Annotated in this window: 17 protein-coding genes and 1 CRISPR repeat array; of the genes, 9 read left to right on the top strand and 8 right to left on the bottom strand. The window is 40.2% G+C overall.

Translation table 11 applies throughout. The features are described from left to right. Positions 1-177: 177 nt before the first annotated feature. From F8S12_RS40095 to F8S12_RS40085, 3 genes are all read right to left on the bottom strand, one after another. Positions 178-3,795 (bottom strand): response regulator, encoded by a 3,618-nt coding sequence (locus F8S12_RS40095; RefSeq protein WP_196521825.1) that lies wholly within the window; start codon positions 3,793-3,795, stop codon positions 178-180. A gap of 762 nt (positions 3,796-4,557) precedes the next feature. Next, a complete protein-coding gene (locus F8S12_RS40090; RefSeq protein ID WP_196521824.1) occupies positions 4,558-4,755 on the bottom strand; it encodes a hypothetical protein in 198 nt (65 codons plus the stop codon). Positions 4,756-4,812: 57 nt separating this feature from the next. Continuing rightward, positions 4,813-5,091, bottom strand: a complete 279-nt coding sequence (locus F8S12_RS40085) for a GlsB/YeaQ/YmgE family stress response membrane protein (RefSeq protein ID WP_196521823.1) — start codon at positions 5,089-5,091, stop codon at positions 4,813-4,815. 979 nt (positions 5,092-6,070) lie between these two features. Between F8S12_RS40085 and F8S12_RS40080 the strand changes: the two genes are divergently transcribed. Then, entirely contained in the window at positions 6,071-6,253 is a 183-nt protein-coding gene (locus tag F8S12_RS40080; RefSeq protein ID WP_196521822.1) for a CsbD family protein, read from the top strand. A 305-nt stretch (positions 6,254-6,558) separates the two neighbouring features. Here the strand turns inward: F8S12_RS40080 and F8S12_RS40075 are convergent, their stop codons facing one another. Then, entirely contained in the window at positions 6,559-7,674 is a 1,116-nt protein-coding gene (locus F8S12_RS40075) for a hybrid sensor histidine kinase/response regulator (RefSeq protein ID WP_196521821.1), read from the bottom strand. Between the two features lie 219 nt (positions 7,675-7,893). Here F8S12_RS40075 and F8S12_RS40070 point away from each other — a divergent pair, with 219 nt between their 5' ends. Next, entirely contained in the window at positions 7,894-8,613 is a 720-nt protein-coding gene (locus F8S12_RS40070) for a response regulator (protein WP_196521820.1), read from the top strand. 387 nt (positions 8,614-9,000) lie between these two features. On the opposite strand, the gene F8S12_RS40065 is transcribed toward F8S12_RS40070, so the two are convergent. The 3 genes from F8S12_RS40065 to F8S12_RS40055 form a co-directional block, all read right to left on the bottom strand. Then, positions 9,001-10,236 carry a DUF445 domain-containing protein gene (locus F8S12_RS40065; RefSeq protein ID WP_196521819.1) on the bottom strand — a complete coding sequence of 412 codons (1,236 nt, stop codon included), beginning with the start codon at positions 10,234-10,236 and terminating at the stop codon, positions 9,001-9,003. A 231-nt stretch (positions 10,237-10,467) separates the two neighbouring features. Continuing rightward, positions 10,468-11,160, bottom strand: a complete 693-nt coding sequence (ubiE, locus tag F8S12_RS40060; protein ID WP_196521818.1) for a bifunctional demethylmenaquinone methyltransferase/2-methoxy-6-polyprenyl-1,4-benzoquinol methylase UbiE — start codon at positions 11,158-11,160, stop codon at positions 10,468-10,470. 89 nt (positions 11,161-11,249) lie between these two features. Then, a complete protein-coding gene (locus F8S12_RS40055; RefSeq protein ID WP_196521817.1) occupies positions 11,250-12,194 on the bottom strand; it encodes a response regulator in 945 nt (314 codons plus the stop codon). A 182-nt stretch (positions 12,195-12,376) separates the two neighbouring features. Between F8S12_RS40055 and F8S12_RS40050 the strand changes: the two genes are divergently transcribed. From F8S12_RS40050 to F8S12_RS40020, 7 genes are all read left to right on the top strand, one after another. Then, on the top strand, positions 12,377-12,556 hold the full coding sequence (locus F8S12_RS40050) for a hypothetical protein (RefSeq protein WP_196521832.1): 180 nt from the start codon (positions 12,377-12,379) through the stop codon (positions 12,554-12,556). A gap of 109 nt (positions 12,557-12,665) precedes the next feature. After that, positions 12,666-13,754 carry a RuBisCO accumulation factor 1 gene (locus F8S12_RS40045; RefSeq protein WP_196521816.1) on the top strand — a complete coding sequence of 363 codons (1,089 nt, stop codon included), beginning with the start codon at positions 12,666-12,668 and terminating at the stop codon, positions 13,752-13,754. A gap of 996 nt (positions 13,755-14,750) precedes the next feature. Continuing rightward, positions 14,751-17,177 carry an ATP-dependent helicase gene (locus F8S12_RS40040; RefSeq protein WP_196521815.1) on the top strand — a complete coding sequence of 809 codons (2,427 nt, stop codon included), beginning with the start codon at positions 14,751-14,753 and terminating at the stop codon, positions 17,175-17,177. Between the two features lie 559 nt (positions 17,178-17,736). Further along, positions 17,737-18,723: a CRISPR direct-repeat array (repeat unit 37 nt; unit sequence GTTTCAATCCCTAATAGGGATTTTGATGAATTGCGAT). Between the two features lie 477 nt (positions 18,724-19,200). After that, on the top strand, positions 19,201-19,398 hold the full coding sequence (gene rpmI, locus F8S12_RS40035) for a 50S ribosomal protein L35 (RefSeq protein WP_196521814.1): 198 nt from the start codon (positions 19,201-19,203) through the stop codon (positions 19,396-19,398). A 19-nt stretch (positions 19,399-19,417) separates the two neighbouring features. Continuing rightward, positions 19,418-19,774 carry a 50S ribosomal protein L20 gene (rplT, locus tag F8S12_RS40030; protein ID WP_196521813.1) on the top strand — a complete coding sequence of 119 codons (357 nt, stop codon included), beginning with the start codon at positions 19,418-19,420 and terminating at the stop codon, positions 19,772-19,774. Positions 19,775-19,786: 12 nt separating this feature from the next. Then, on the top strand, positions 19,787-20,593 hold the full coding sequence (locus F8S12_RS40025; RefSeq protein ID WP_196521812.1) for a transporter substrate-binding domain-containing protein: 807 nt from the start codon (positions 19,787-19,789) through the stop codon (positions 20,591-20,593). Between the two features lie 104 nt (positions 20,594-20,697). Then, positions 20,698-21,222, top strand: a complete 525-nt coding sequence (locus F8S12_RS40020) for a tetratricopeptide repeat protein (RefSeq protein ID WP_196521811.1) — start codon at positions 20,698-20,700, stop codon at positions 21,220-21,222. Positions 21,223-21,422: 200 nt separating this feature from the next. Here F8S12_RS40020 and F8S12_RS40015 read toward each other — a convergent pair whose 3' ends face one another. Further along, entirely contained in the window at positions 21,423-22,349 is a 927-nt protein-coding gene (locus F8S12_RS40015) for a type II restriction endonuclease (protein ID WP_196521810.1), read from the bottom strand. Positions 22,350-22,364 lie beyond the last annotated feature (15 nt).

The raw sequence follows: 22,364 nt of genomic DNA, 5'->3' as shown, positions 1-22,364 counted from the left end.
ATGTAAGTACAACTATCGACCGAGAGAAAGAGGTTTTATCTAGAGAGGGAACCTAAAAAGTTATATAAAATCAAGCCCTCTGGCTAAAAAATGAGAAGTTCCATAAATTATTTTATGACCGAAGTGAGTTTTCTGTCATTGCTATTGTTTTGACATTCTTCCCCATTGCTGACTCCCTTAACGATACAGCCAAACCCGGAGTAGTGAAAGTAGTTGCTCGGTATCTACAGGTTTGGTAATGTAGTCAGAGGCTCCAGCTTCGATGCACTTTTCTCGATCGCCTGGCATGGCTTTGGCAGTTAAAGCAATAATTGGTAGTGAGTGAAACTGTTGTTGCAGGCGGATGGCGCGGGTGGTTTCATAACCATCCATTTCTGGCATCATTATATCCATCAAAACTATATTAATGTCAGGATTAGCTTGCAGCTTGTCTATGCCATCTCTGCCATTTTCGGCAAACAGCACTTGCATTTGATAACGTTCTAAAAAGCTGGTGATGGCAAAGATATTTCGGAGGTCATCATCTATAATCAGAATTTTCCGATTAGCTAGCACCGGATCGTTTTGATGTAGTTGCTCTAGCATTTGACGCTTCGGTGGGGGCAAATTTGCTTGCACCCGATGCAAAAACAGCGCAGTTTCGTCTAATAACCGCTCTGGCGATCGCACATTTTTAATAATAATTGTCTCTGCCAGTCCCCGCAATTGGGTTTCTTCTTGTCGGCTAAGTTCTTTACCTGTGTAAACGATGATTGGTAGTTTCGAGAGCCTGGATTCTTGCTTTATCTGCTCAATCAGTGCAAACCCGCTCATATCGGGCAGACCTAGATCCAGTACCATACAATCAAAGTGATGCGATCGCAAAACGAGCAGTGCTTCTGTCCCCGTACCCACTGCTGTACTCTGAACATCGCCATTACCAATTAATTCGATAATACTCTGGGCTTGTACAGGGTCATCTTCTACCACTAAAAGATTTTTTACCTGACGCTCAATAAAGCCTTTAATCTCAGTCAATACTTGAGTTATTGCTTCTGGAGAAATGGGTTTTTGTAGATAAGTGATTGCTCCTAGCTGTAATCCTCGTTGCTGTTTGTCATCAACAGAGAGTATATGTACTGGTATGTGTCTGGTATCTGGGTTATGCTTCAGACGATCCAGCACCGTCCAACCATCCATCTCTGGTATATGGATATCGAGCATAATTGCATCTGGCTCAAATTGTTGTGCCAGTGCTAAACCTTGTTTGCTCTGTAAAGCAACGATTGTTTTAAAGCCCTGCTGACGTGCCATATCTAATAAGATGCTGGCAAATTTATCGTCATCCTCAATTACAAGTAAAATGCGATCGCCCGGTTGAATTGTTTCTCGGTCATCTGGGATTTCGTTGGGGAAGGTAGGAAGCACTTTCGCTGATGAAGAGGCATCCACAGACGTAGGTCTACTTGCCTGTAAAGATACGGAGGTGGTTGGCTCAGAAGGTAGTATGGTGAGAGTGTTTATACCCCTCTCTCCTTGTAGCGTGGGCAAGTAGAAGATGAATGTGCTTCCCTGCCCTGCTTGGCTGACTAGCTCAATTCTCCCCCCCAAAAATTGAGCTAACTCGCGACTGATGGACAAGCCCAAGCCAGTTCCCCCGTACTTGCGGCTAGTTGTGCCATCTGCTTGCTGAAATGCTTCAAAAATAACCTTCTGCTTTTCGACTGAAATGCCAATGCCCGTGTCGCTGACTGCAAAAGCAATCATGGGATTATCAGCTTGGTCTGGCTCAATTGCCATGCTAATTTGTAACTTCACGCCTCCCTGTTCAGTAAACTTAAAGGCGTTAGCTAGTAGATTCTTTAGCACTTGTTGCAGGCGTTTAGAGTCGCTATAAATTAACGAAGGTAATTTATCATCCAGTTTAATAGTAAAACTGAGTTCTTTATTGTCGGCAACTTGACGGAAAGTTTGCTCTAGAGATAACTGCAAATCTGTAAAAACGATTTGTTCAATATTGAGCGACATAGTACCCGACTCAATTTTTGCCAAATCTAGAATGTCATTGATCAACTCCAGCAGATCGGTGCCAGCAGAGTAAATAGTTTGGCTGTATTTTACCTGTTTGTCGGTCAAGTTGCTTCCAGAGTTATCTGCTAGCAGGCTTGCTAAGATTAACAGGCTATTTAGCGGTGTCCGTAACTCGTGGGACATATTCGCTAGAAATTCCGATTTATATTTGGAAGACAACGCCAGTTGTTCAGCTTTTTCTTCTAAAGCCTGCTTCGCCTGCTCAACTTCCTCGTTCTTACGAGCAACTTCCCAATTTTGTACTTCTAACAATTCAGCTTTTTCTTCTAGCTCTTCATTTAGTTGCTGCAATTCTTCGTTAGATTCCTTCAGAAGAAATTGTGATTCCTTCAACTCTTGCGTCTGCTTTGCTAGGAGTTGATTGCTCTGTTGGAGTTCTTGTTGCTGGCTTTGCTGTTCCTCTGTTAAAGCAACAGACTCTTCAAGTAGTTGCTGAGTTTGCAATTGTGAGGTGATGTTATTTAAAAATACACCAACGATTTCACTGAATTGCTCTAAAAATTTCAGATGCAAATCGTTGAAAGTCTTAAAAGAAGCAAGTTCAATTACAGCACTCACTTGCATCTCAAACAGTATAGGCAACACAATAATATTCAGAGGTGGAGCTTCTCCCAAGCCAGAACTAATGCGGATATAGTCACTGGGAACTTCTGTTAGGAGAATTCTTTTTTTTTCTAGGGCGCATTGTCCCACTAGTCCTTCGCCAAAGCGAAACTGATTTGCTACGTTTTTGCGCTCTTTGTAAGCATAACTACTCAACAACTTTAATACAGGCTCGTCATCTATTGAGTTCATTACATAAAAAACGCCCTGCGACGCCCCAACCAACGGCGCCAGTTTCGACAAGATTAGGCGAGTCACACTTTCTAGATTCCGATGCCCTTGAAGCATCTGGGTAAACTCAGCCAAGTTAGATTTTAGCCAATTTTGCTCTTCATTTTTTTGAGTTGTGTATCGCAAATTAACAATCATTTGGTTGAAAGTGCGCGACAACACACCAATTTCATCCTGGCGATCGCTGTCTGGTAAAGTAACTGATAAATCCCCATCTGCCATTTTTTCTGCTAAATCAGAAACTTGCTTCAGTGGTACTGAAATATGTCGGGTTAGGGAGAATCCAATCACAACCAAGATCACAAAAAATAGGGGAATACTAAAGAAAATATTAGCGATCGTTTGCTGGGCAGCTGCTTGTGCTTCTTTAGAACGCTGCTTTAGAAGTACATTCTCCTCGTTTTCCATCGCCAGGATTACCTTGCGGATTTCACTCATCAATCGCTTGCCCTGATCTGTCAGAACAACCTTCTGAGAAGCTTCAAAGCTTTGGTTCTGGCGCAAGTCAATAGTTTGTTGAAGTTCAGCCAGTTTGTTAGCAATTAGTGGCTGCAAAATATCTAGTCGCTGCTGTTGCTTAGGATTATCTGCTGTTAATCGCTCAAGTTCTCTTACTTTTGAATCTACTAGATTAACGGCAGCGTTATAAGGTTCTAAATAGCGTTGTTCTCCAGTAATAATGTAACCGCGTTGTCCAGTCTCAGCATTTGTCAGTTGCAAGTTAAGGTCTTCAAGCTGACTGATCACCTGATAAGTATGTTTTTCCTTCTGTGAAGTTTTAATTAGTTCATTAGTGTTTTGGTAGAAGATTATACCAATAGTAGTAAGAGTTGCCAAACTCAGGGCAAAACTAACTCCAATCTTGGTTCCAATCTTCAAACGTTTCAACATTATTCAACATTATTTAGGATAGTTACTTAAATGATTTCTATTGCTATTATGTTTCTTTGAAATATACCTAATGATTTTTCAAGTCATACTCGACTACTTTTGCAAAGTTTATTTACAATAGAAATTTTTATAACAATAATATTTTTGCGCTGGAATTAACAGCAAATTCTTAGATAGTATAACGTGCTTTAAAACAAACAACCGGATTATATTTTAATTGAATTTTACGGAAAATAATTAAATATCTATTTTTGAAATATAAGTTTAATATAATATTTTTTTAGTAATCAAAAAGCGTTTTAAGGATATTAAGTAATTCAAGGAGCCTTCAATGTTCTATTGTGATGATTAGACAACTTTTAAGGCTGACAAAAAGGCTGGATAGCAAAATAAAGCAAAGAATACGAAAAATAGACCATCTGTAGAAAGGCGATTTATCGCGTCTCTATGCAAGGATCTGTTGCAATCATTAATTAAATTGGTATTTATGTGAAAAAATGAGGTTTCAAAAGGTAATTTCTGCTCATATTAGTATGTAATTTATAGGAAAAGTAATATGCTTATCCTATAAACTTTTACGAATATACACAATAAAAGTATGTTGTCAAACCTCTTCAAATTAACTTTGAGGTTTAACTATAGCAATCCGATTTCATATTTAAACAGAACAGATAAAATTCAGAATTATTATGAATCACGTATGCCAATCGGCATACTATTTATGTTCATTTAGGACTGCTATATGTACCCAAAGCACCACCACTAACCGAGCTTTGATGTATTGCTAGTATGCTTTTTTACTTCCACACTAGCAATATCATCTTGTTCTTCTGGATTCCGTGCAATTACAGAAACTTTGGGTATTGGAAAATCAGCAGTTTTTAGCTCCTGAAATGCCAATTGTGCGTATGAGCATTTAGCAAAAATGCTTACAAACTCTCGCTCTTTTTCTAACGTCATTTTACTGGTTCTATTGACTAGAAAGGATTCCCCAAATTGTTAAATCAACTGAGGAAATTACGCAGCGCGACGAGTTACTAAACCCCAAAGGAAAATTAATAGCATAGCACCAAGAACTGCAAATAAAATGCTTCCAAGTGAGAAAGCTCCTACGGATGCTCCTGCTGCTGCACCACTTCCTAAGAATGTTTGACCCAAATAACCCCCGACTACAGCCCCAAGAATTCCTAATATAATGGTGGAGAGAATACCGCCACCTTGAGTTCCTGGATAAAATAACTTAGCTAACGCACCTGCAATTAAACCCAAAACCAACCAAGCTATGATGTTACCCATAAAATTTCTCCTTTGTGAAAAAGTCGTTTGTTTGCTTTTGACTATTCCATATTAAAATTTATCTGCAAAATTCCTGATCTATCTGAAGAACTAATATCAAAAATCTTTAGACATCATTTTAATGTTCCCAAGGTCATCTGTAACGATAAATATATAAGTTAGTAACAATAATATATTTGGTGTGTTTATTTCACATCTACAATTACTGGTGTTAATAAGCTAATCGGCATTTAAGTTGCATAATCAGGGCGGATAAGATTTCGGCGTGAGCGCTCAGTCCTTCCCTGCGGGGCGCTACGCGTAGCTTACTTCCCCGTTGGGGGTACGACAAGGTGATACAGTGAGCTTGCCGAACTGCTCAGGAACCATCGAATGCTGCCCACCCCGCAAGATTTTGATAAAATCAAAATATGCAAATTAGATGTGTTTTAGCTTAGGAGGCTCCTTTTGTTGACTGGCGGCAGCAGCCCAATGAGGTGTATTTCCAGTCAGAGGCTAGAAACGAGGTTTTGTTTTATGACTCTCCTACGTATATTCTCAAAAGATTAAACAATAATCTTATACAAGCATTGTTGCTGCTAATACGGCGGTTATATTTTTTACCTTACTTGAATTATTAAGAATTAATAGTATAAATACTTTCTATCTTTGGAGCTACAGCAAAAGGTTGAAGCTGGCTGTATCTCATGATTTTTTATCCTGTCAGATAATTCACCACTGTCTACCTTAGGTAGTAAATGATTTCATCTTCAGATAGAGCAATAGAATAATTCCTTTCCATCTTTCGGATATTAATTTAACTCTTAAAGATGAATTTAGCCTTTAAAAAACTATCTATAACGAACAAAAATATTTTCCATAAAAACATCTATAGATAGAAGATATAAAAGTTATCTAGAAAGTATTCTATAAACATTGCAACGCCTAAGTTGGCAAGCAATAAATAGTAATTAGTGAACAAATTTAGGAGCATAATATTATGAGTATCGAAGATAGAGCAAAAGCTGTTGCTAAAAACGTTGAAGGGAAAGTGCAAGAGACAATTGGCGAAGTAACTGGCGACCCCAATGATAAAGCTGAAGGTAAAGCTAAACAAGTTGAAGCTCAAATTCGCCATAGCGCTGAAAACGTCAAAGATGAAGTTAAGAAAGCTATAGACTAGATTTAGCTTTATTATTCTTTTGTGTTTTAGTGTTTACAGGTTTTGCCTGTAAACACTATTTTATTTTTGATTGAACTGGAAACCAAGAATACATATTTAGAGATTTCGCCTGCATGTTTCGCATCTCCATAGAGATTATTAATAAGTAAATTATTTTATCTAACCCGTATTGCTTTATTAGCCGCAGAACCGCAATAAAGAGTGTTTCCTTCTTAGAACTTGGAAAAGAGATTTGCAAAAGGTTTTATTTAAAATTGACACAGACGATAGATGTGCACTCCTACCGCCTATCCAAAGGAGAACTTCTAGTTTTCGCCAGCCACAGGTAAACGTATAGTAAATGTACTACCTTGCCCTGGCTCAGATATTACATCAATTGTGCCTTGATGTGCTTCAATAATGCAACGAGATAGATATAGTCCTAAACCACTACCAGAACGCTGATGTTTACCTTGGCGAAATCGCTCGAATAAAATTGCTTGGTCTTGTTTAGAAATTCCCGGACCTGTATCTTGGATATCAATATTCATAGCCGCTAAAGTAAGATGGCAGTGAATATTTATAGAACCTTGATCTGTAAATTTAATGGCATTGCCGATGATATTTGTTAAAACTCGCCGCAGTTCTACGCGATCGCCCATTATGGTGTTTGCAGTTTCACTTTTGTAGGTTGTTTTTTCTCTCAGTTCAATGCTTACAGCTAATCCTTTTTCTTCAGCTAAAGGAGTTAATTCCTGGGCAACTTCATTAACTAATTCTTGAATATTACATGGTAAAATTTTTAAGGTTTTACAGCCTGCCTCATGACGATAAACTTCTAACAAGGTATTTACCATTTCTAGCAGGTCTTGGTTACTGCCAATCATCGTATCAATTATTTCTTGCAATTGTGGTGAGACTTCGCAAAACCTACCTTCCAGCAATAATTTTAATATCCGGTTAGAGGCTACCAGGGGTATGCGTAAATCGTGAGTAAAACGCGAGACAAAATCTGCACGCAGGTTAGCCATTTGATCTCGTTCGTCGATACTATGCTTGAGGCGTAGGAGCGATCGCACTCGTGCATCTAGTTCATCAGGATCGAATGGTTTACGAATGAAGTCATCTGCACCAGCATCAAGTCCTTTAACAACGCTTGACTCATAGTGAGCCGTGATGAGCAAAATGGGGATAAATGGCAACGCCTGATTCTGTCGGATGCGTCGAGTGAATTCATAGCCATCCATCTCTGGCATCATCACATCTAAGAGGATTAAGTCTGGCGGCGACTCCTCAACCATACTTAGAGCAATTTTGCTATTTTCCACCAAGGTAATTTCATAGTCCTTATCTTCTAGGACTGCTTCTAATACCAGTAAATTGTCAAAAACATCATCGACAACGAGAATTTTATCTTTTTTGACAGTTTTAGTTAAAGACATGGCTAAATAAAAAAAGAAGTGCTTGGCTATTCCCCGCAAATTTAGTAATCGAAACTCTTGCCTTAGAAAAACTTACGAGATAAGGTTATTTATGTCCAATGGTGGATGAAGTTCGAGAAACAATACCAAACGCATTGCTTTTTGTATAAAATCCCGAATGAAAGAACAAGATTATTTTAATCTGTACTCTAGTATAGATAGCAGTAAAATTAAGCAACTATGAGTGAAATCAAGATCCTTGTAATTGAAGATCACAATCTTACAAGAATCGGCTTACGAGCCGCCTTGCAAACCCAGCCAGATTTAAACATTGTTGGTGAAGCAGCCAATGCAGCAGAGGGAATCAAGCTTCTGAAAACTCTCAAGCCTGATGTTGCTACGATTGACATTGGTTTGCCTGACATGGATGGTATTGAATTAACACGCATATTTAGGCAATATCAAGCAGAGAATGAAGATTATACAACAAAGCTGCTGATTTTAACGATGCAGAATAGTGAGCAGGCAGTCTTAGCAGCATTTGCAGCAGGTGCAGATTCTTATTGTATGAAGGATATCGAAAGTGAGAAACTAGTCGAAGCTGTGCGAACGACTCATGCAGGTAGCTCATGGATCGATCCAGCGATCGCAGACCTTGTACTACAGCAAATACGTCAAGATTTCCCCGATGGCAGCAAAGGGGTAGCAGGAAAAAGAGTGTTGATTGAAGGCATTGACCCAGATGTTGAAAAAAGTATAGTCAGCTATCCTTTAACTCACCGCGAAATGGATGTTTTGGAGTTGATTGTCGGTGGGTGTGACAATGCAGAAATTGCCAAAAGGCTTTATTTGACGGTCGGTACTGTAAAAACTCATGTTCGAGGTATTCTCAATAAACTCTGTGTTGCTGACCGGACACAGGCTGCTGTCCGTGCTTTGCGGGCTGGGTTGGTACCGTGAGTAAGTAATATCATGTTCGATACAAGACTTATTATTACAGCAGTTTTCGGTGTTGCATAAAATAGGGATGATTTTTGTGGGGTGGGCATCCTGCCTGCCCGAAAATATAAGGGACGGGGAAGACTTCGGCTTCTCTACGAGACCCTACGCGATCGCTCAGTCCTTCGACAAGGCTCAGGAACCATCGAACGCTGTTCAGCCTACAAAACCAACAGGCGTTGCTGATTAATGGGATGAATTTTGTTTCGCGCAAAGGCGCAAAGGCGCAAAAAATCTAGATTTACCTTTTGCTAACAATCTCAATTCATCCCGCATTTATGGAACGCCAACCAACAAAATCACCCTGCAAATATTCAATGCAAGGTCATAAAAATTTAAAGACAAAAGTTAATATTGACTAAATAGTAAAAACCCTGTCTGGAATAACCCGATAACAAAACCCAAAACACCACCTAAAGTTACAATCGCCTGCAATTCATTTTTGACAATTCCTTCAATAGCCGCTTCTAAATCAGCCGCCGAAGTTGATTTTACCCGGTCCACTATCACTTGATCTATCGACAAAATCGGAATGACCTGGGTCACAATGGCTTCTAAATCTTTTTCCAAATACTTTTCTAAAATTAGAGCCAACTCTTGACTCATAACTTCTAAAGAAGTACTTACAACAGATGAAGTACCAAGACGATTCAGCAGCACTACAGCAATATTTTCCCAATCAACAGAATCAGTTAATCCCTGTAGTAAATCACTGCCACCGCTCTGCACGTAATGACGGACACTTTCGTGTGTGGTCTTTCGCAGTTGTCGCACAGTGCCAATTGGCAAGTTTTGTAATGATAAATTTTGCATTAGTTTCCTAATGCGATCGCGCATCTGCAAATCTTGAGTCAATTCTTGCAAGCGAGCATTGGTAGTCTCCTTTTCATCCAAGCAAAAAGTCCGCAGCCGGGTGAGAGTATTACGTAAACCAAATAAATTTGCTACTACCCAATAAGTACCACTCGTTTTTTCTCGAAAGCCTTCATCAATAATTTGAATGGTGCGATCGGTCAAAAAATCAACTATCGCCTGGCGCAGCATATCTGGCGGTAAAACTATTTGCAATAACCAATCCGCAAGCCGCGTTGCTTGTTCTTCACTCAGTTGAAATTCCAGCAATATCTGGTCAAAAATTTGATTGATCTGTGCTTCTAAAAAATCTTCACGTCGCGCCAAAACTTTGAGTAATCGTGGCAATGATTCCCCTATCAAATCCCGCAAAATTCCCGCCACAATTTTGGCGCTTTTCTGGTTTTTATCTGTTTTGATTTGTTCGATCGCCAACTGCAACAACCAGATAATTGCTGCTTGTACTCGTTCTGTTTGCAACAGACGCCTTGCCAGCTTTTGTAATTCTTGTGGTGTCAGAAGTGACCCCATGATTGTATCGGAAACGTTCACAGCCAGACGTTCCTGGTTGCGAGGAATCAATCCAGGGGTGAAGGGTACTCTTTGTCCAGCGATATAAATTGCTCGGTAAGGACGGAACAACATTTTTATGGCTATATCATTTGTGAAATAACCAATAATTCCACCCAGTACCGGGGGAGACACATAAAGCCAAAGATGAGACCAGTCCACAGGATTTTGGATTTTGGATTTTGGATTTTGGATTCTAGATTAGAAATTCAGGATTGGGGCTTGGTAATTGGCGGTTATTAGTTATGAGTTATTTTTCTACTAACTAACTGACTACTAACGATTCTCCATTAGCCATTACCTATTCCGCAATCCCCAATCTAAAAGACGTTCGTAGACTCGCTAACGCTACGTTCGCGGAGCGTCTCGTAGAGAAGAAAGCAAATCTAAAATCTAAAATTTGCTGACTACCAGCACTCCCATCATATCGTTCGCAATGGGGTAGTGTGTGGCAACAGCAAAACCAACTTGACGGGCTAACTCTGCTTGCTCTTTCCCGATGGGAAAGCGGTCTAAGCTGGGACTGATGTATGCATATTCTTCCTTTAAGCCTAAATGATTGGCAACTGGCACTACAAAACCGTCCAGATACCACTGTTGAAAGGCACGTAGCGAAGGATTACTCGGTCGATGAAAGTCTAAAATTGCGGCTTGAGCGCTTGGCTTGAGGACACGGTATAACTCTTGGAGACTAAGGGTAATATCTTTAACATTTCTTAAACCATAGCCCATTGTTGCCGCGTCAAATTGGTTGTCATCAAAGGGTAGATTTAGCACATCGGCTTCTACCCAGTTGATAACAGGTTGGCGGTACTGCCTTTGGGAGCGTTCTCTAGCAGTTTCTAGCAGGTTTGAGGAAAAGTCCACTCCGTACACATGTCCTGTTGTTCCGACATGCCGTGCCAAACGCAGGGCTAAATCACCACTACCGCAACACAAATCTAATGCAGTATTTCCCGGTTTGGCTGCACTCCATTTCACTGCCATTTCTTTCCAGATTCGATGCTGTCCCAGACTCAACCAATCGTTTAACTGGTCATAAACTGGAGCAATGCGGTTAAAAATGGACTGAATTTCGTTAGTCATTGATCATTGGGCATTGGGCATTGGGCATTAGTCATTGTTTTTTGACAACGGACAAAGGACAAATGACTAATGACAACTATAACAATGGTTTAATGGCAGCCACTAATAGTAAGAGCGATCGCTACTAGTTGCGCTGATAAATCAACTAGCTTTAATTCATCTTCTCGCAAAGTGCACGGTTGTTTCCACTGTAGTGACAATACGCCCAAGAGTTGATTATGGTAGCTAATTGGCATAACTAAATGTGCTTGCACACCAGTGTTCTGGTAGTGAATAGCATTATTTAAGTTAGTGTCTTTAAGTATATTAAAGCAAAATTGGATTTTCCCTGTGGCGATCGCTTCTTTTGTTAATGTGTCTTCAGAGAGCCAATTTTCTATTGCACCTGCATCACTGTAAGTTCCTTGAGTTGCAACCAGAGTATTTCCATTTAGAAGTTGCAGAATACAGCCTTGGGCCCCAAAGGTTTCACTAACAGCTCTAGTAATTAGGGCGAGAGTTTCCTCTAAGCTAGAAGCTGCATGAGTTATCTGCACCAAAACACTCACTAGTGCCATTTGAGCATGAACACGGCGTAATTCTTCTGTACGTTGCTTGAGTAAATCGTAGGTTTCTGCTGCTCTTTGTACTACCGCCTTCAGTTCCCCTGGGTCCCAAGGCTTGGTAATATATTTGTAGACTTGCCCAGCGTTAATCGCTTCTACCAAGTCTTCAATATCAGTAAATCCAGTCAGAATTATCCTTACTGTATCGGGAAACTGAGGTACAGTCTTGCTGAGGAATTCAGTTCCTTTCATTTCTGGCATTCGTTGATCGGAGATAATCACCGCTACTTCTCCTTCTGTTGCCAAAACTTGTAGGGCGTGGACTCCACTATCAGCTTTCAAAACATTAAAGTCGCGTCTAAAGGTGCGATAAAGCAGATCGAGATTATCTGGCTCATCGTCAACTACCAAGATTTTGAGCTTTTTCGGTCGTTCTAGAGTCATAACTTGATATTGGAGTTTATCAATTTCGAGACTGGGATTATCCATTAAGATATTTCCTTTAAATATTCACTATCTCGTTATATTCCATACCAAGCTTAGTTGAGAATAGCTGAAAATTATCAAGGGTTTTTACGGCCTTAGTTTGCGTTTTTAAACACATTTAATTTAAAAACACGGAGAAAGTTTTCTTTCCCAAATATCTTGTCCCACCTGCCTACACAAGCGAAATTTGCAGCCGATGTGAATATATCCACCCAGTCAAAGGAAAGTCGGATCGTAGCGGCAAGATTTTTAAGTGTGGGGATTGCGCTTCTGAACATGATTCCGATAGAATCCTTCCGCTTGGGTTTATCTGTAATCCAGATCGAAAGTCTGGGTCTTTCTTGTCAACTAAAGGTCAGATTTGAGGCTGAATCTCAAGGCTTATAGGCGTGGATTGCCTACAGATTAGAATTAGAATAAAACTTGCTCATGAGGTATTAATCAACCTCTCAAGTTGAAACTGGCACTCCGATTATGACTGATCTACCACCCAACGCTCAGAATCCCGAAGAAAATGCTACCAACGATGTAGCACAAGAATTACTGCGAAAGCTGAGGCAAAAACAAGGCAACTGGGTGGAATGGGGAATAGCGATCGCCTCGTTGCTCAAGTCCGGTTACAATCCCCAAGAAATTTTTGAGGCAACTGGATTTGAGCCGATTCAACAAAATCAGGTTGTTGTTGGTTCTCAAGTTTACAATTCTTTGGAAAACTCTGGAGTATCGGCAGCCACGCGATCGCACTATGCCATACGCGGCAGTGATGTTTTGTACGAGCTGCGTTTACTTACCCAAGAAGAACGCGCCGCCGCCGCCGAACTGATCTTCGTCCATAAAATCGACGCTGATGAGGCACGGGATGTGGCAAAAGTAATTAAAGAGTTTTCCTATTTTCGTATTTTGCCAGAAGGATTTTCTGCCCATCCTGGAGATGCCGTTGCTCACCAAGTTTGGAAACTGGCACGCCAAAATACAGATTTGCAACAGCGATCGCGCCTAATCGCTAAAGGTTTACGCTTTGCTCACACGCCAGCAGCAAGGCAAAAAATCGAACAGTTACTAACTGACTTTACTACCGTTCCCCAGCGTCCGGCTCCAATTTTACCCTTTTATCGTCTGGAATCTGAAGAACAATTACCCCGAATTGTTCCTGTGGTAGGCGAGTTGCCATTGTCACAGCAAGATTTGCAAGCTGTACCCATAGTCACAGAAATTGAACCATTTCGGATGGTCAAGTTTTCTGGAGAACAAGCTTGGGTATCGTTACCAGGTTGGCAAGTGCTATTGGCAGCAGAAGATCCAGTAGTGATTTTAGCAAATAGCGATCGCTTCCCCATCCAAAACCAAAGCCGAATAGAATCCGTCGTCGTAGTGGTAGATCGTGCCCAACGACAATGGGATGCCTCCAGCTACTTTGTTGTTGAAAAGGGCGGTGAATTAGATTTTCAGTGGTTTGAAACTGAGCCAGAAATTCCTTTACTAGGACAAATTATTATCATTGTGCGTCCTCAGAAAATTCTGGATGAAGAATTAACTAAGGATTCCTGGCAAATTGATGAATAATTTAATTTTAGGCAGGACTAACTCAGTAATGTGATCTATTAAGATTGTCCAAACAGCGTATAAGATGGGCATTGGTTGAATGTTATGTTTAGCCAATGCCGCCAATTGCTTTAACTCTTTTAAGCAGAACAAAGCACTGCCCATTGGTGTCAACTTAAGCTAAAAATAGCTTGTCTTTTGGCTTCCACGCTCGCCCGGAAATGAATTTTAGCGCTAATAGCCAAAGTCTATAGTTATCAAATTTTAAATAAATTTTCAAACTATTTTTAATAGAACGCACTGGATTAAGAATCTTCACAGATATATCATCCGAGCAAAATTCTTAAGAAATTAAGTATTTTTTTTGTGGTTTGAGATTTTCTGGTATCTTCATATTTCATTACCACAATTAATTAAAAAAAATAAATCCTATTTTTTTGATTTAGTTTCATAACGAAACAAACGCAATGGGTTTTCCTTTGACAGGAATGACTCAAGCATTTTGCAAGATATCTATCACTCGTTTGTAGCTGAACAAGGAGTTTTCCAAAAATGTCTCTGACGAAACAACGTCGAGGAGCTAGTCTAAAAGTCTTTTTCAACTGTACGAAAGCTCGATTTCCCATTGTTCTCTCGTTCCCATGTTCTGCATGGGAATGGCTGATTAGGGGCTGCTGCCTCCAGTTAGACATTGAGCCAGAGACTCAATGAATGCATTCCCAGGCTCCGCCTGGGAACGAGGAAAGCCTTATCAAGTTTTACTACCGATAAAAGGACTTTTCAGAGTTCTTAACAATCCTTCGACTTAGATAATAAATTAGCAAAGCAAAATTTGTTATCTAAGTCGGAGGATTATTCATATCTGCGGTTTGGGAATTACATTCAACATACACATATATAAGACTTATGCAAAACTGCACGCGCTCTGGGGCAATTCATGAATTGCCCCTAACTGAAAATCATTTTTTCGGCTATTGTTTGCGTAAGTTCTGATATATTTAAAATATAAAATTTGATATGTCTGATTATAATTTTACTGTTCCTGTGGCTCAAGAATCGCTCAACTCAGAATTGTCTGAGCGATCGCCCCTTCCCTCTCTGCGTGAGAAAATTCTAACAATCCGCAATGGTCTACGCCCTGGACAACAGCAAATGGCTGACTGGCAATCTGGCCCCCTGGCGATTTCTGCTGTTCCAGGCGCAGGCAAATCTACTGGTATGGCGGCGGCGGCGGCGATCGCGATCGCACGTCAGTATGAACGTTCATCCTCGCGTCGTCATCTGGTGGTTGTCACCTTTACTCGTTCAGCTGCTGCCAATATTAAAGCGAAGATCCGCAAAGACTTAAAGAAATTATCTTTACCGCAGATGGGCTTTTTTGTCTATACCCTACACGGTTTAGCATTAAATATTGCCAGTCGCCATCCTGATTTGTCAGGTTTACAGCTAGAAAATGTCACATTAATTACACCAACTCAAAGTCATCGCTTTATCAGGACTGCTGTAGAACAATGGATTGCAAATAATCCAGGACGTTATTTGCGGTTATTAGAAGGTCATCAATTTGACGGAGAGGAGACAGAAAGGTTACGTCGCCAATCGGTGCTGCGAACAGAAGTGTTACCGGAATTGGCTAATACGGTAATTCATGAAGCAAAAAGTTCTGGGATATCGCCAGAATTGTTACGGGAGTGGAGTAAACAAACTACAGACGAATATGCAATTTTGAGCGTAGCGGCGGGGTTGTATGAGCAATATCAAAACTTAATGCGATCGCGTGACTTCATTGATTACGACGATATGATTTTAGCCGCCCTACGCGTTTTAGAAAATGACAGCGCTCGTCGCTACGAGCAAAACCAAGTTTTCGCCGTCTTTGAAGACGAAGCCCAAGATTCTAGCCCCTTACAGACGCAGTTGTTGGAAATTTTGGCGAGTGATTCGGGACATGGGGATAAATCCTCACTGCTAACAGACGCGATGAATCGCGTCTCTCCTCACTCAGCACTCAACCTAGTCCGAGTTGGCGATCCCAACCAGGCGATTAACTCCACCTTTACCCCAGCTGATCCGATTTATTTTCGGCAATTTTGCGAAGAGTGCGATCGCATCGAACGATTGGCAACGATGGATCAAGCCGGGCGCAGTACCAGAATAATTATTGAAGCTGCTAACTTTACCCTCAAATGGATCAACAGTCAGTGGTTAGCAAAAACGAATAACGGACAACAGACTACTTACAAACCACAATTGCCATTTCGCTTGCAGACAATTCGCCCTGTTGATGTTGGTGATCCGCAAACTAACGCCAACCCAGCACCAGTAGGACGAGGACTAGAACTTTATACCCCGCGTGATATTCATCACACCCTAGAATTATTGTCTCAAAGAGTGATTGAATTATTTGGCGAAGACCCTACACAAAATAGTGCAGCGATTTTAGTGCGGGAAAATCGCCAAGGACGGTGGTTAGCAGAAGCTCTAAGTACTGTATGTAAAGAGTATAAAATTATACTTTATGACGTTGGAGAACGCGATCGCCGTTCTCATGTTCCTCAAGAAATTTTAGCATTACTCCAATTTTGCGATCGGCCCCACTCCCCCGATTACCTCAAAGCTGCCCTAGAAGCATCGGTGCAGCGCCAATTAATTCCTACCCAAGACCTCAACGCCCTTGCTAGTTTGCCAGAAGAGTTTTTGTATCCTGGCCCCCTAGCAGCACCGCAGTCAGAGCCAGTACAAAAAGCCGCACGTTTATGTCGCAGTTTACTCCGCGCTCGGTTGGAATTGCCACTGTATCAGCTAATTTCTTTCCTCGCCTTGACGTTAAATTATGACCAAGCAGAATTGGCAACTGCTGACAAACTCGCAGAACGGGTAAACCAGCAGATAGCTAGCAATAGTTCAATGGGGGGAATGCTGTCAGCTTTGAGTGAAATCGTCAGTTCTGAAAGGTTTGAACCAGTGGAAACCGAGGATTCGGAAGAACGATACACTCGTAGCGGTCAACTGACGATTATTACCATGCACAAAGCCAAAGGGCTGGATTGGGACTATGTGTTTCTTCCCTTTCTCCACGAAAATTTGATTCCTGGTCGATTTTGGGTTCCTCCCCAAAGTCAGTTTTTAGGCGACTTTACCTTATCAGAAGTGGCTCGTGCCCAAATTCGCGCTACTCTCCACGAAGAATCCACCATACCGGATGTTAGTCAGGCTTGGGAGGTAGCAAAGCATTTGAAAACATCTGAAGAGTATCGTTTACTCTATGTTGCTATGACACGGGCAAAGCGTTTAGTGTGGATGTCTGCGGCGCAGAAGGCTCCCTTTACTTGGAGTAAACCAGAGAATTTACAAGAACAAGCGCCTTGTCCGGTTTTTCCAGCATTAAAGCATCAGTTTCCTGAATGTGTGATGAATTTGGCAGCATTGATCAAACAAGCCTAAGAGGATGTTTTAAAAGTATTGAGCGAATACAATTTGCCACTATACAAATAAATTAATATTCTATCTGTTAGCAAAAAGTGACCTCACCCAAATAGGCTACGGTGTACACACAAGTCTTATAAAGTTGCCTAATAGCGTTTTGATCCCCCCTAACCCCCCTTAAAAAGGGGGGAAAATTCTTGAAGTCCCCCTTTTTAAGGGGGATTTAGGGGGATCAGATAACTTGTGTGTACACGGTAGCCCAAATAGGTGGGGTATATTGAGTTTAGGACAAGTAGACTAAAGCTCTAGCTATGGGCTTACTTAATCATGCAAACCTTGAGATTTCGTATGATTGAAAACAGGTTGAGATTAATACCGTCTTTTCAAGGTCTAAGATTTAGACATAGTAAGGGCGGTAAATTTTACGTTGTAAGACATTCTTCCAATACTCAAGGCATATCTCATAAGTCTGAATTTGAAAAGGCAATGGAAGCTTATAAAAAGGTAAATAGAAAGTATCGGAATGCACTTCGTGATCTGGCTAAGTGAATGGAATTTTTTGGTTGAGTATAGCTAGGTTTCAATCCCTAATAGGGATTTTGATGAATTGCGATATAGATGCAAAATAATTCGATGATGATGGATTCTTGGTTTCAATCCCTAATAGGGATTTTGATGAATTGCGATCTTACAGGCATCTCGCAAAATCCGATCAGCTGTACCACGTTTCAATCCCTAATAGGGATTTTGATGAATTGCGATAAATTCCTCTTGCTTGTTGGCTAGTATTCCTATGGTTTCAATCCCTAATAGGGATTTTGATGAATTGCGATAGTTCAACCGCTTAATTGCTTCACCGTCTGGTGTACGTTTCAATCCCTAATAGGGATTTTGATGAATTGCGATCCAGAAGTGGTGATAGCGTAATATGAGCCGGTGTAGGTTTCAATCCCTAATAGGGATTTTGATGAATTGCGATCTATGTTTCCCTTAAGAATTTTTTAGGAGAAAAATGTTTCAATCCCTAATAGGGATTTTGATGAATTGCGATATCCAAAATAGAGGCAGTGCCTATACCTTGTTGAGTTTCAATCCCTAATAGGGATTTTGATGAATTGCGATGCTGTTGCTCTTGTAGCTTGACAAGCTGTAAATTGTTTCAATCCCTAATAGGGATTTTGATGAATTGCGATGCTTCAAACTCGTTTTCTGCCTCAATGTATCTGTGTTTCAATCCCTAATAGGGATTTTGATGAATTGCGATGTAAAGCGTAGTATGTTGCAAAATGAGTTTTATTAGGTTTCAATCCCTAATAGGGATTTTGATGAATTGCGATCTTTTGATGTTGAAGCTTACTATGCTCACGTTTCTGGTTTCAATCCCTAATAGGGATTTTGATGAATTGCGATTCTTTACAGGTTTTTGCTAATCTTTTTCAGGTTTATGTTTCAATCCCTAATAGGGATTTTGATGAATTGCGATGTAGTGGCATATAGTTGCAATCGTTCCTATTGAAGCGGTCTGATGTTTCAATCCCTAATAGGGATTTTGATGAATTGCGATCGCGGGAGCCTGAAAGCCAAGCTGTATTTAGTTTTCAAGGTGCAGTTGCGCGAGTCAAGAGCAATCATAGCATTACAGAATTCCTTTGGGAAGAGTGTCGGGAAAGATTTAAGGCTGAAACCCAATTTTTGTAAGCCTTTCAGAGATTGCGCGGATGATAATTGGGCGACTGATGGGTGAAATGCTTGCTGGGATTGACATAGAAGCACTTTTTGTCAGCTATGAGATTTGTACACCTACCCTTCCGCGCATTTGACACCCAGGAACCTAATCAGAAGGATACTCAGCAAAGAAAATTGTTTCATTCTGTGACTGCTCTTTGCCAATAAATTCGACTTTTCCCTGACAATAGCTATAGAGATTCGCCAAGTTAATTTTATCCAGAGCGATCGCAGTTGGTTAAATCATTTATTTAATTGCCGTTCTAGCAATTTTAATAGTATATAATAATGGATCGTGTCGAATCAAAGTTAGACCATGCCTAAATTAAAGACTCGTAAAGCCGCAGCGAAGCGATTCCGTGCCACCGGCACCGGCAAAATCGTCCGTCGTAAAGCTTTCAAAAGCCACCTTTTAGAACACAAGTCTTCTAACAAAAAGCGTAGTATGCGTCAGAGTGCACTTGTACATGAACGCGATGAACTTAACGTGCGGTTGATGCTCCCATATTTGTAAGTCCTTCAGGAAATAAGTTATGACACGGGTAAAACGCGGTAATGTAGCTCGGAAGCGCCGCAATAAAATTCTCAAATTAGCTAAAGGTTTTCGCGGTTCCCATTCAACTCTGTTTAGAACCGCCAACCAACAAGTGATGAAGGCACTACGCAGTGCCTACCGCGATCGCAAAAAGAAAAAGCGCGATTTTCGTCGCCTCTGGATCACTCGGATCAACGCTGCTTCCAGGCAACACGGCATGAGTTACAGCCAGTTGATCGGCAATTTGAAAAAAGCTGATATCCAACTAAATCGCAAGATGTTGGCGCAATTGGCAGTTCTCGACCCTGCTAGCTTCGGCAAAGTTGCTGAATTAGCACATCAAGCTAAAGGATAAAGGTAACAAGGGATGTATAACAGATGTAACAGATGGCAAGTAATCACTCGGTTACATCTGGTATTATCCGCCATCTTTTTTTGGTTTTCGTTTGTGGGGACGGGTTTGAGTGCATTTGCCGCCGAAATGCCAGAAATTCAGGAGCGAGGCTATTTAACAATTGCAGTTAAAGATAACTTGCGTCCTTTGGGCTTTAAAGATGCCAAAGGTAATTTACAAGGCTTAGAAATTGACTTGGCACAGCGATTAGCAGTTGATTTGCTTGGGAAAGCAGATGGTGTCAAATTTAAACCTGTAGCGAATCGCGATCGCTTATCTGTAGTCTTAGACAAGAAAGTTGATTTTGCGATCGCTAGGGTAACAGCAACTGAATCTCGCAGCCGCATAGTTAATTTCAGTGTTCCTTACTACTTAGATAGCACTGTATTAGTTACAAAAGATGCCTCTGTGCAGCAGTTGAAGAATTTGGCAAAACAAAAAATTGCCGTACTGAATAACTCCAGCACTATTGCTAAAGTGCGGTACTACGTGCCAAACGCCGAGTTAGTAGGAGTGAATTCATACAAAGAAGCGCGAGAGCAAATAGAAAGTAGTGCTGCCGTAGCTTTTGCCGCAGATGCTAGCGTTTTGAGCGGTTGGGTGCAACAATATCCCCAATATCGGCTATTGCCAATTAAGCTATCAACTGAACCCTTGGCTGTAGTAATGCCCAAGGGATTGCAGTATGATCCATTAAGACGAAATGTGAATGAAGCGATCGCTCGTTACATAAAGGAAGGCTGGCTCCAGCAACGCTCTCAATACTGGGGTTTACCGTAAGTGAGTTAAGAGTTAGGAATTAAAATCATTATCCTCATCTTTCTCATCTCCAATAGGCTGATAATAGATACAGAAGTAACTTTTAATATTTGTACTTGCAGATAATGGATAATAATCTAGCCATTGTTTATCTCTCAATTTTTGTGGGTATACTCACATTTGCTGCTGTGGGTGTTTTTCGCCAGATTTTGAAAACTCGCAAGATTGAAGGCTCTTTTGCAAGGTTACGAAAGAAATTAGAGAAAGAAAAAGGTACGACTCAAGAATATTACGAATTAGCTAGTATTTATTCACAAAAAAAACTGTATTCTCAAGCGATCGCACTTTTTCAAAAAGCTCTCAAATCTGCCCAAGAAGAGGCAGAAGAAAATATCGCCCCCATTTACAACGGGCTGGGCTATGTTTATTTTAGCCAAGAGCAATATGACCTAGCAATTCGTCAGTATAAAGAAGCTCTCAAATCTAAACCAAACTACGTGACAGGATTGAATAATCTTGGTCACGCTTACGAGAAGAAAAAATTAACTTCTCAGGCATTAGAAACTTACGAAGAAGCATTAAAACTTGCTCCAAATGACTCTATTGCTAAACGCCGTGCTGAATCTTTACGCCGTTTGGTTTCTGCATAAATTAAGGTCATTTGTCATTGGGTTATTTTCCTTGTCTTCCCTGTCTTGCTAATCCCTAATCTCCAACTATACTTGTTGCCAGGTTGAGCCTGGTAACGCGTTCCTTTAATATCGCATTCTTTTCTGTTTTCAGCCTTTGCAAAAAACTTACCTCCTGTAAACTACTTTTACAAGTCTGCTGCTTGAATAAAGAAAACAATTTATAGATTTTGTGTTATCAGTTCAGCAAGTAATCCACTGACAACCATATTGAGATTTAAAGTGTAATCAATATGTCTAAAAGTCTCCTCTAAAGGACGTAAAGTGGTTTTCCAACCAAGCCCATCTGTTACCCAAATAAATTTATGCCCTTGTCTTGATATAAAGTCAAATAGTGTTTTGTATTCTCCAGCTGTAGATTTAAGTTTAGAACCGCCTCCGCTATAAAAATTAGTTTCTATTAAATAAAGATTGTTTTGATTTTTAACTGCAAAATCAAAACGACGGCTTGATTTATCTACTTGAACATTAATATTCCATTGAGCTTGTATTTTTTGAGATGTAGCTTGTGGAATAAACAAAAAAGTATTTTGTTGACATATTGTGCTAACCAAGTTTTCTAATATTGTTTCCATCGTGGCTCCACCACGATTTTTTCTCCCATTACTATCTAATCCTACCTCTATACCCAGAACATAATCTGGTATGCTTTTGATATTTTTATTTTTGAATAACTCTAAAACTCCTGTATTTTTGGTAAACTCTAAAATATCATCAATTTCTAACTGAGATAATGAATCTTTTCTTTTAAAATTAAAAGATTTATATGTAAAATTACCACTTGTATAATCAGTTAATATTTGAAAATTTGCAGTACGACAAGCTATTAAAATTGGGATAGCGCTGATAATTTGAGGATATTGCTGTAAAAGCAAGCTAAATTCATTTTCTATATCATTCTTTCCAACTAGATAGTTAAGGGTATTTAAATGAATTTCTACATCATTAAATTTTCTTAAAACTTTTTGCCAGTCAACAAAATAGTTCCAGCCAGTTATGGAATCTGTAAGTGTATTTTGAAAATGTTGGAAAACTTCAGTTTCATTTGAGCAATTTAAATATGTTTGGAAAATGTAATTAAATCTCATCTCTGGTTTAACTTA

Source organism: Nostoc sp. WHI (assembly GCF_015714725.1).
Lineage (GTDB): Bacteria > Cyanobacteriota > Cyanobacteriia > Cyanobacteriales > Nostocaceae > Nostoc.
The sequence above is the reverse complement of the archived record's forward strand: the minus strand, read 5'-3'. Positions and strand labels throughout refer to the sequence as shown.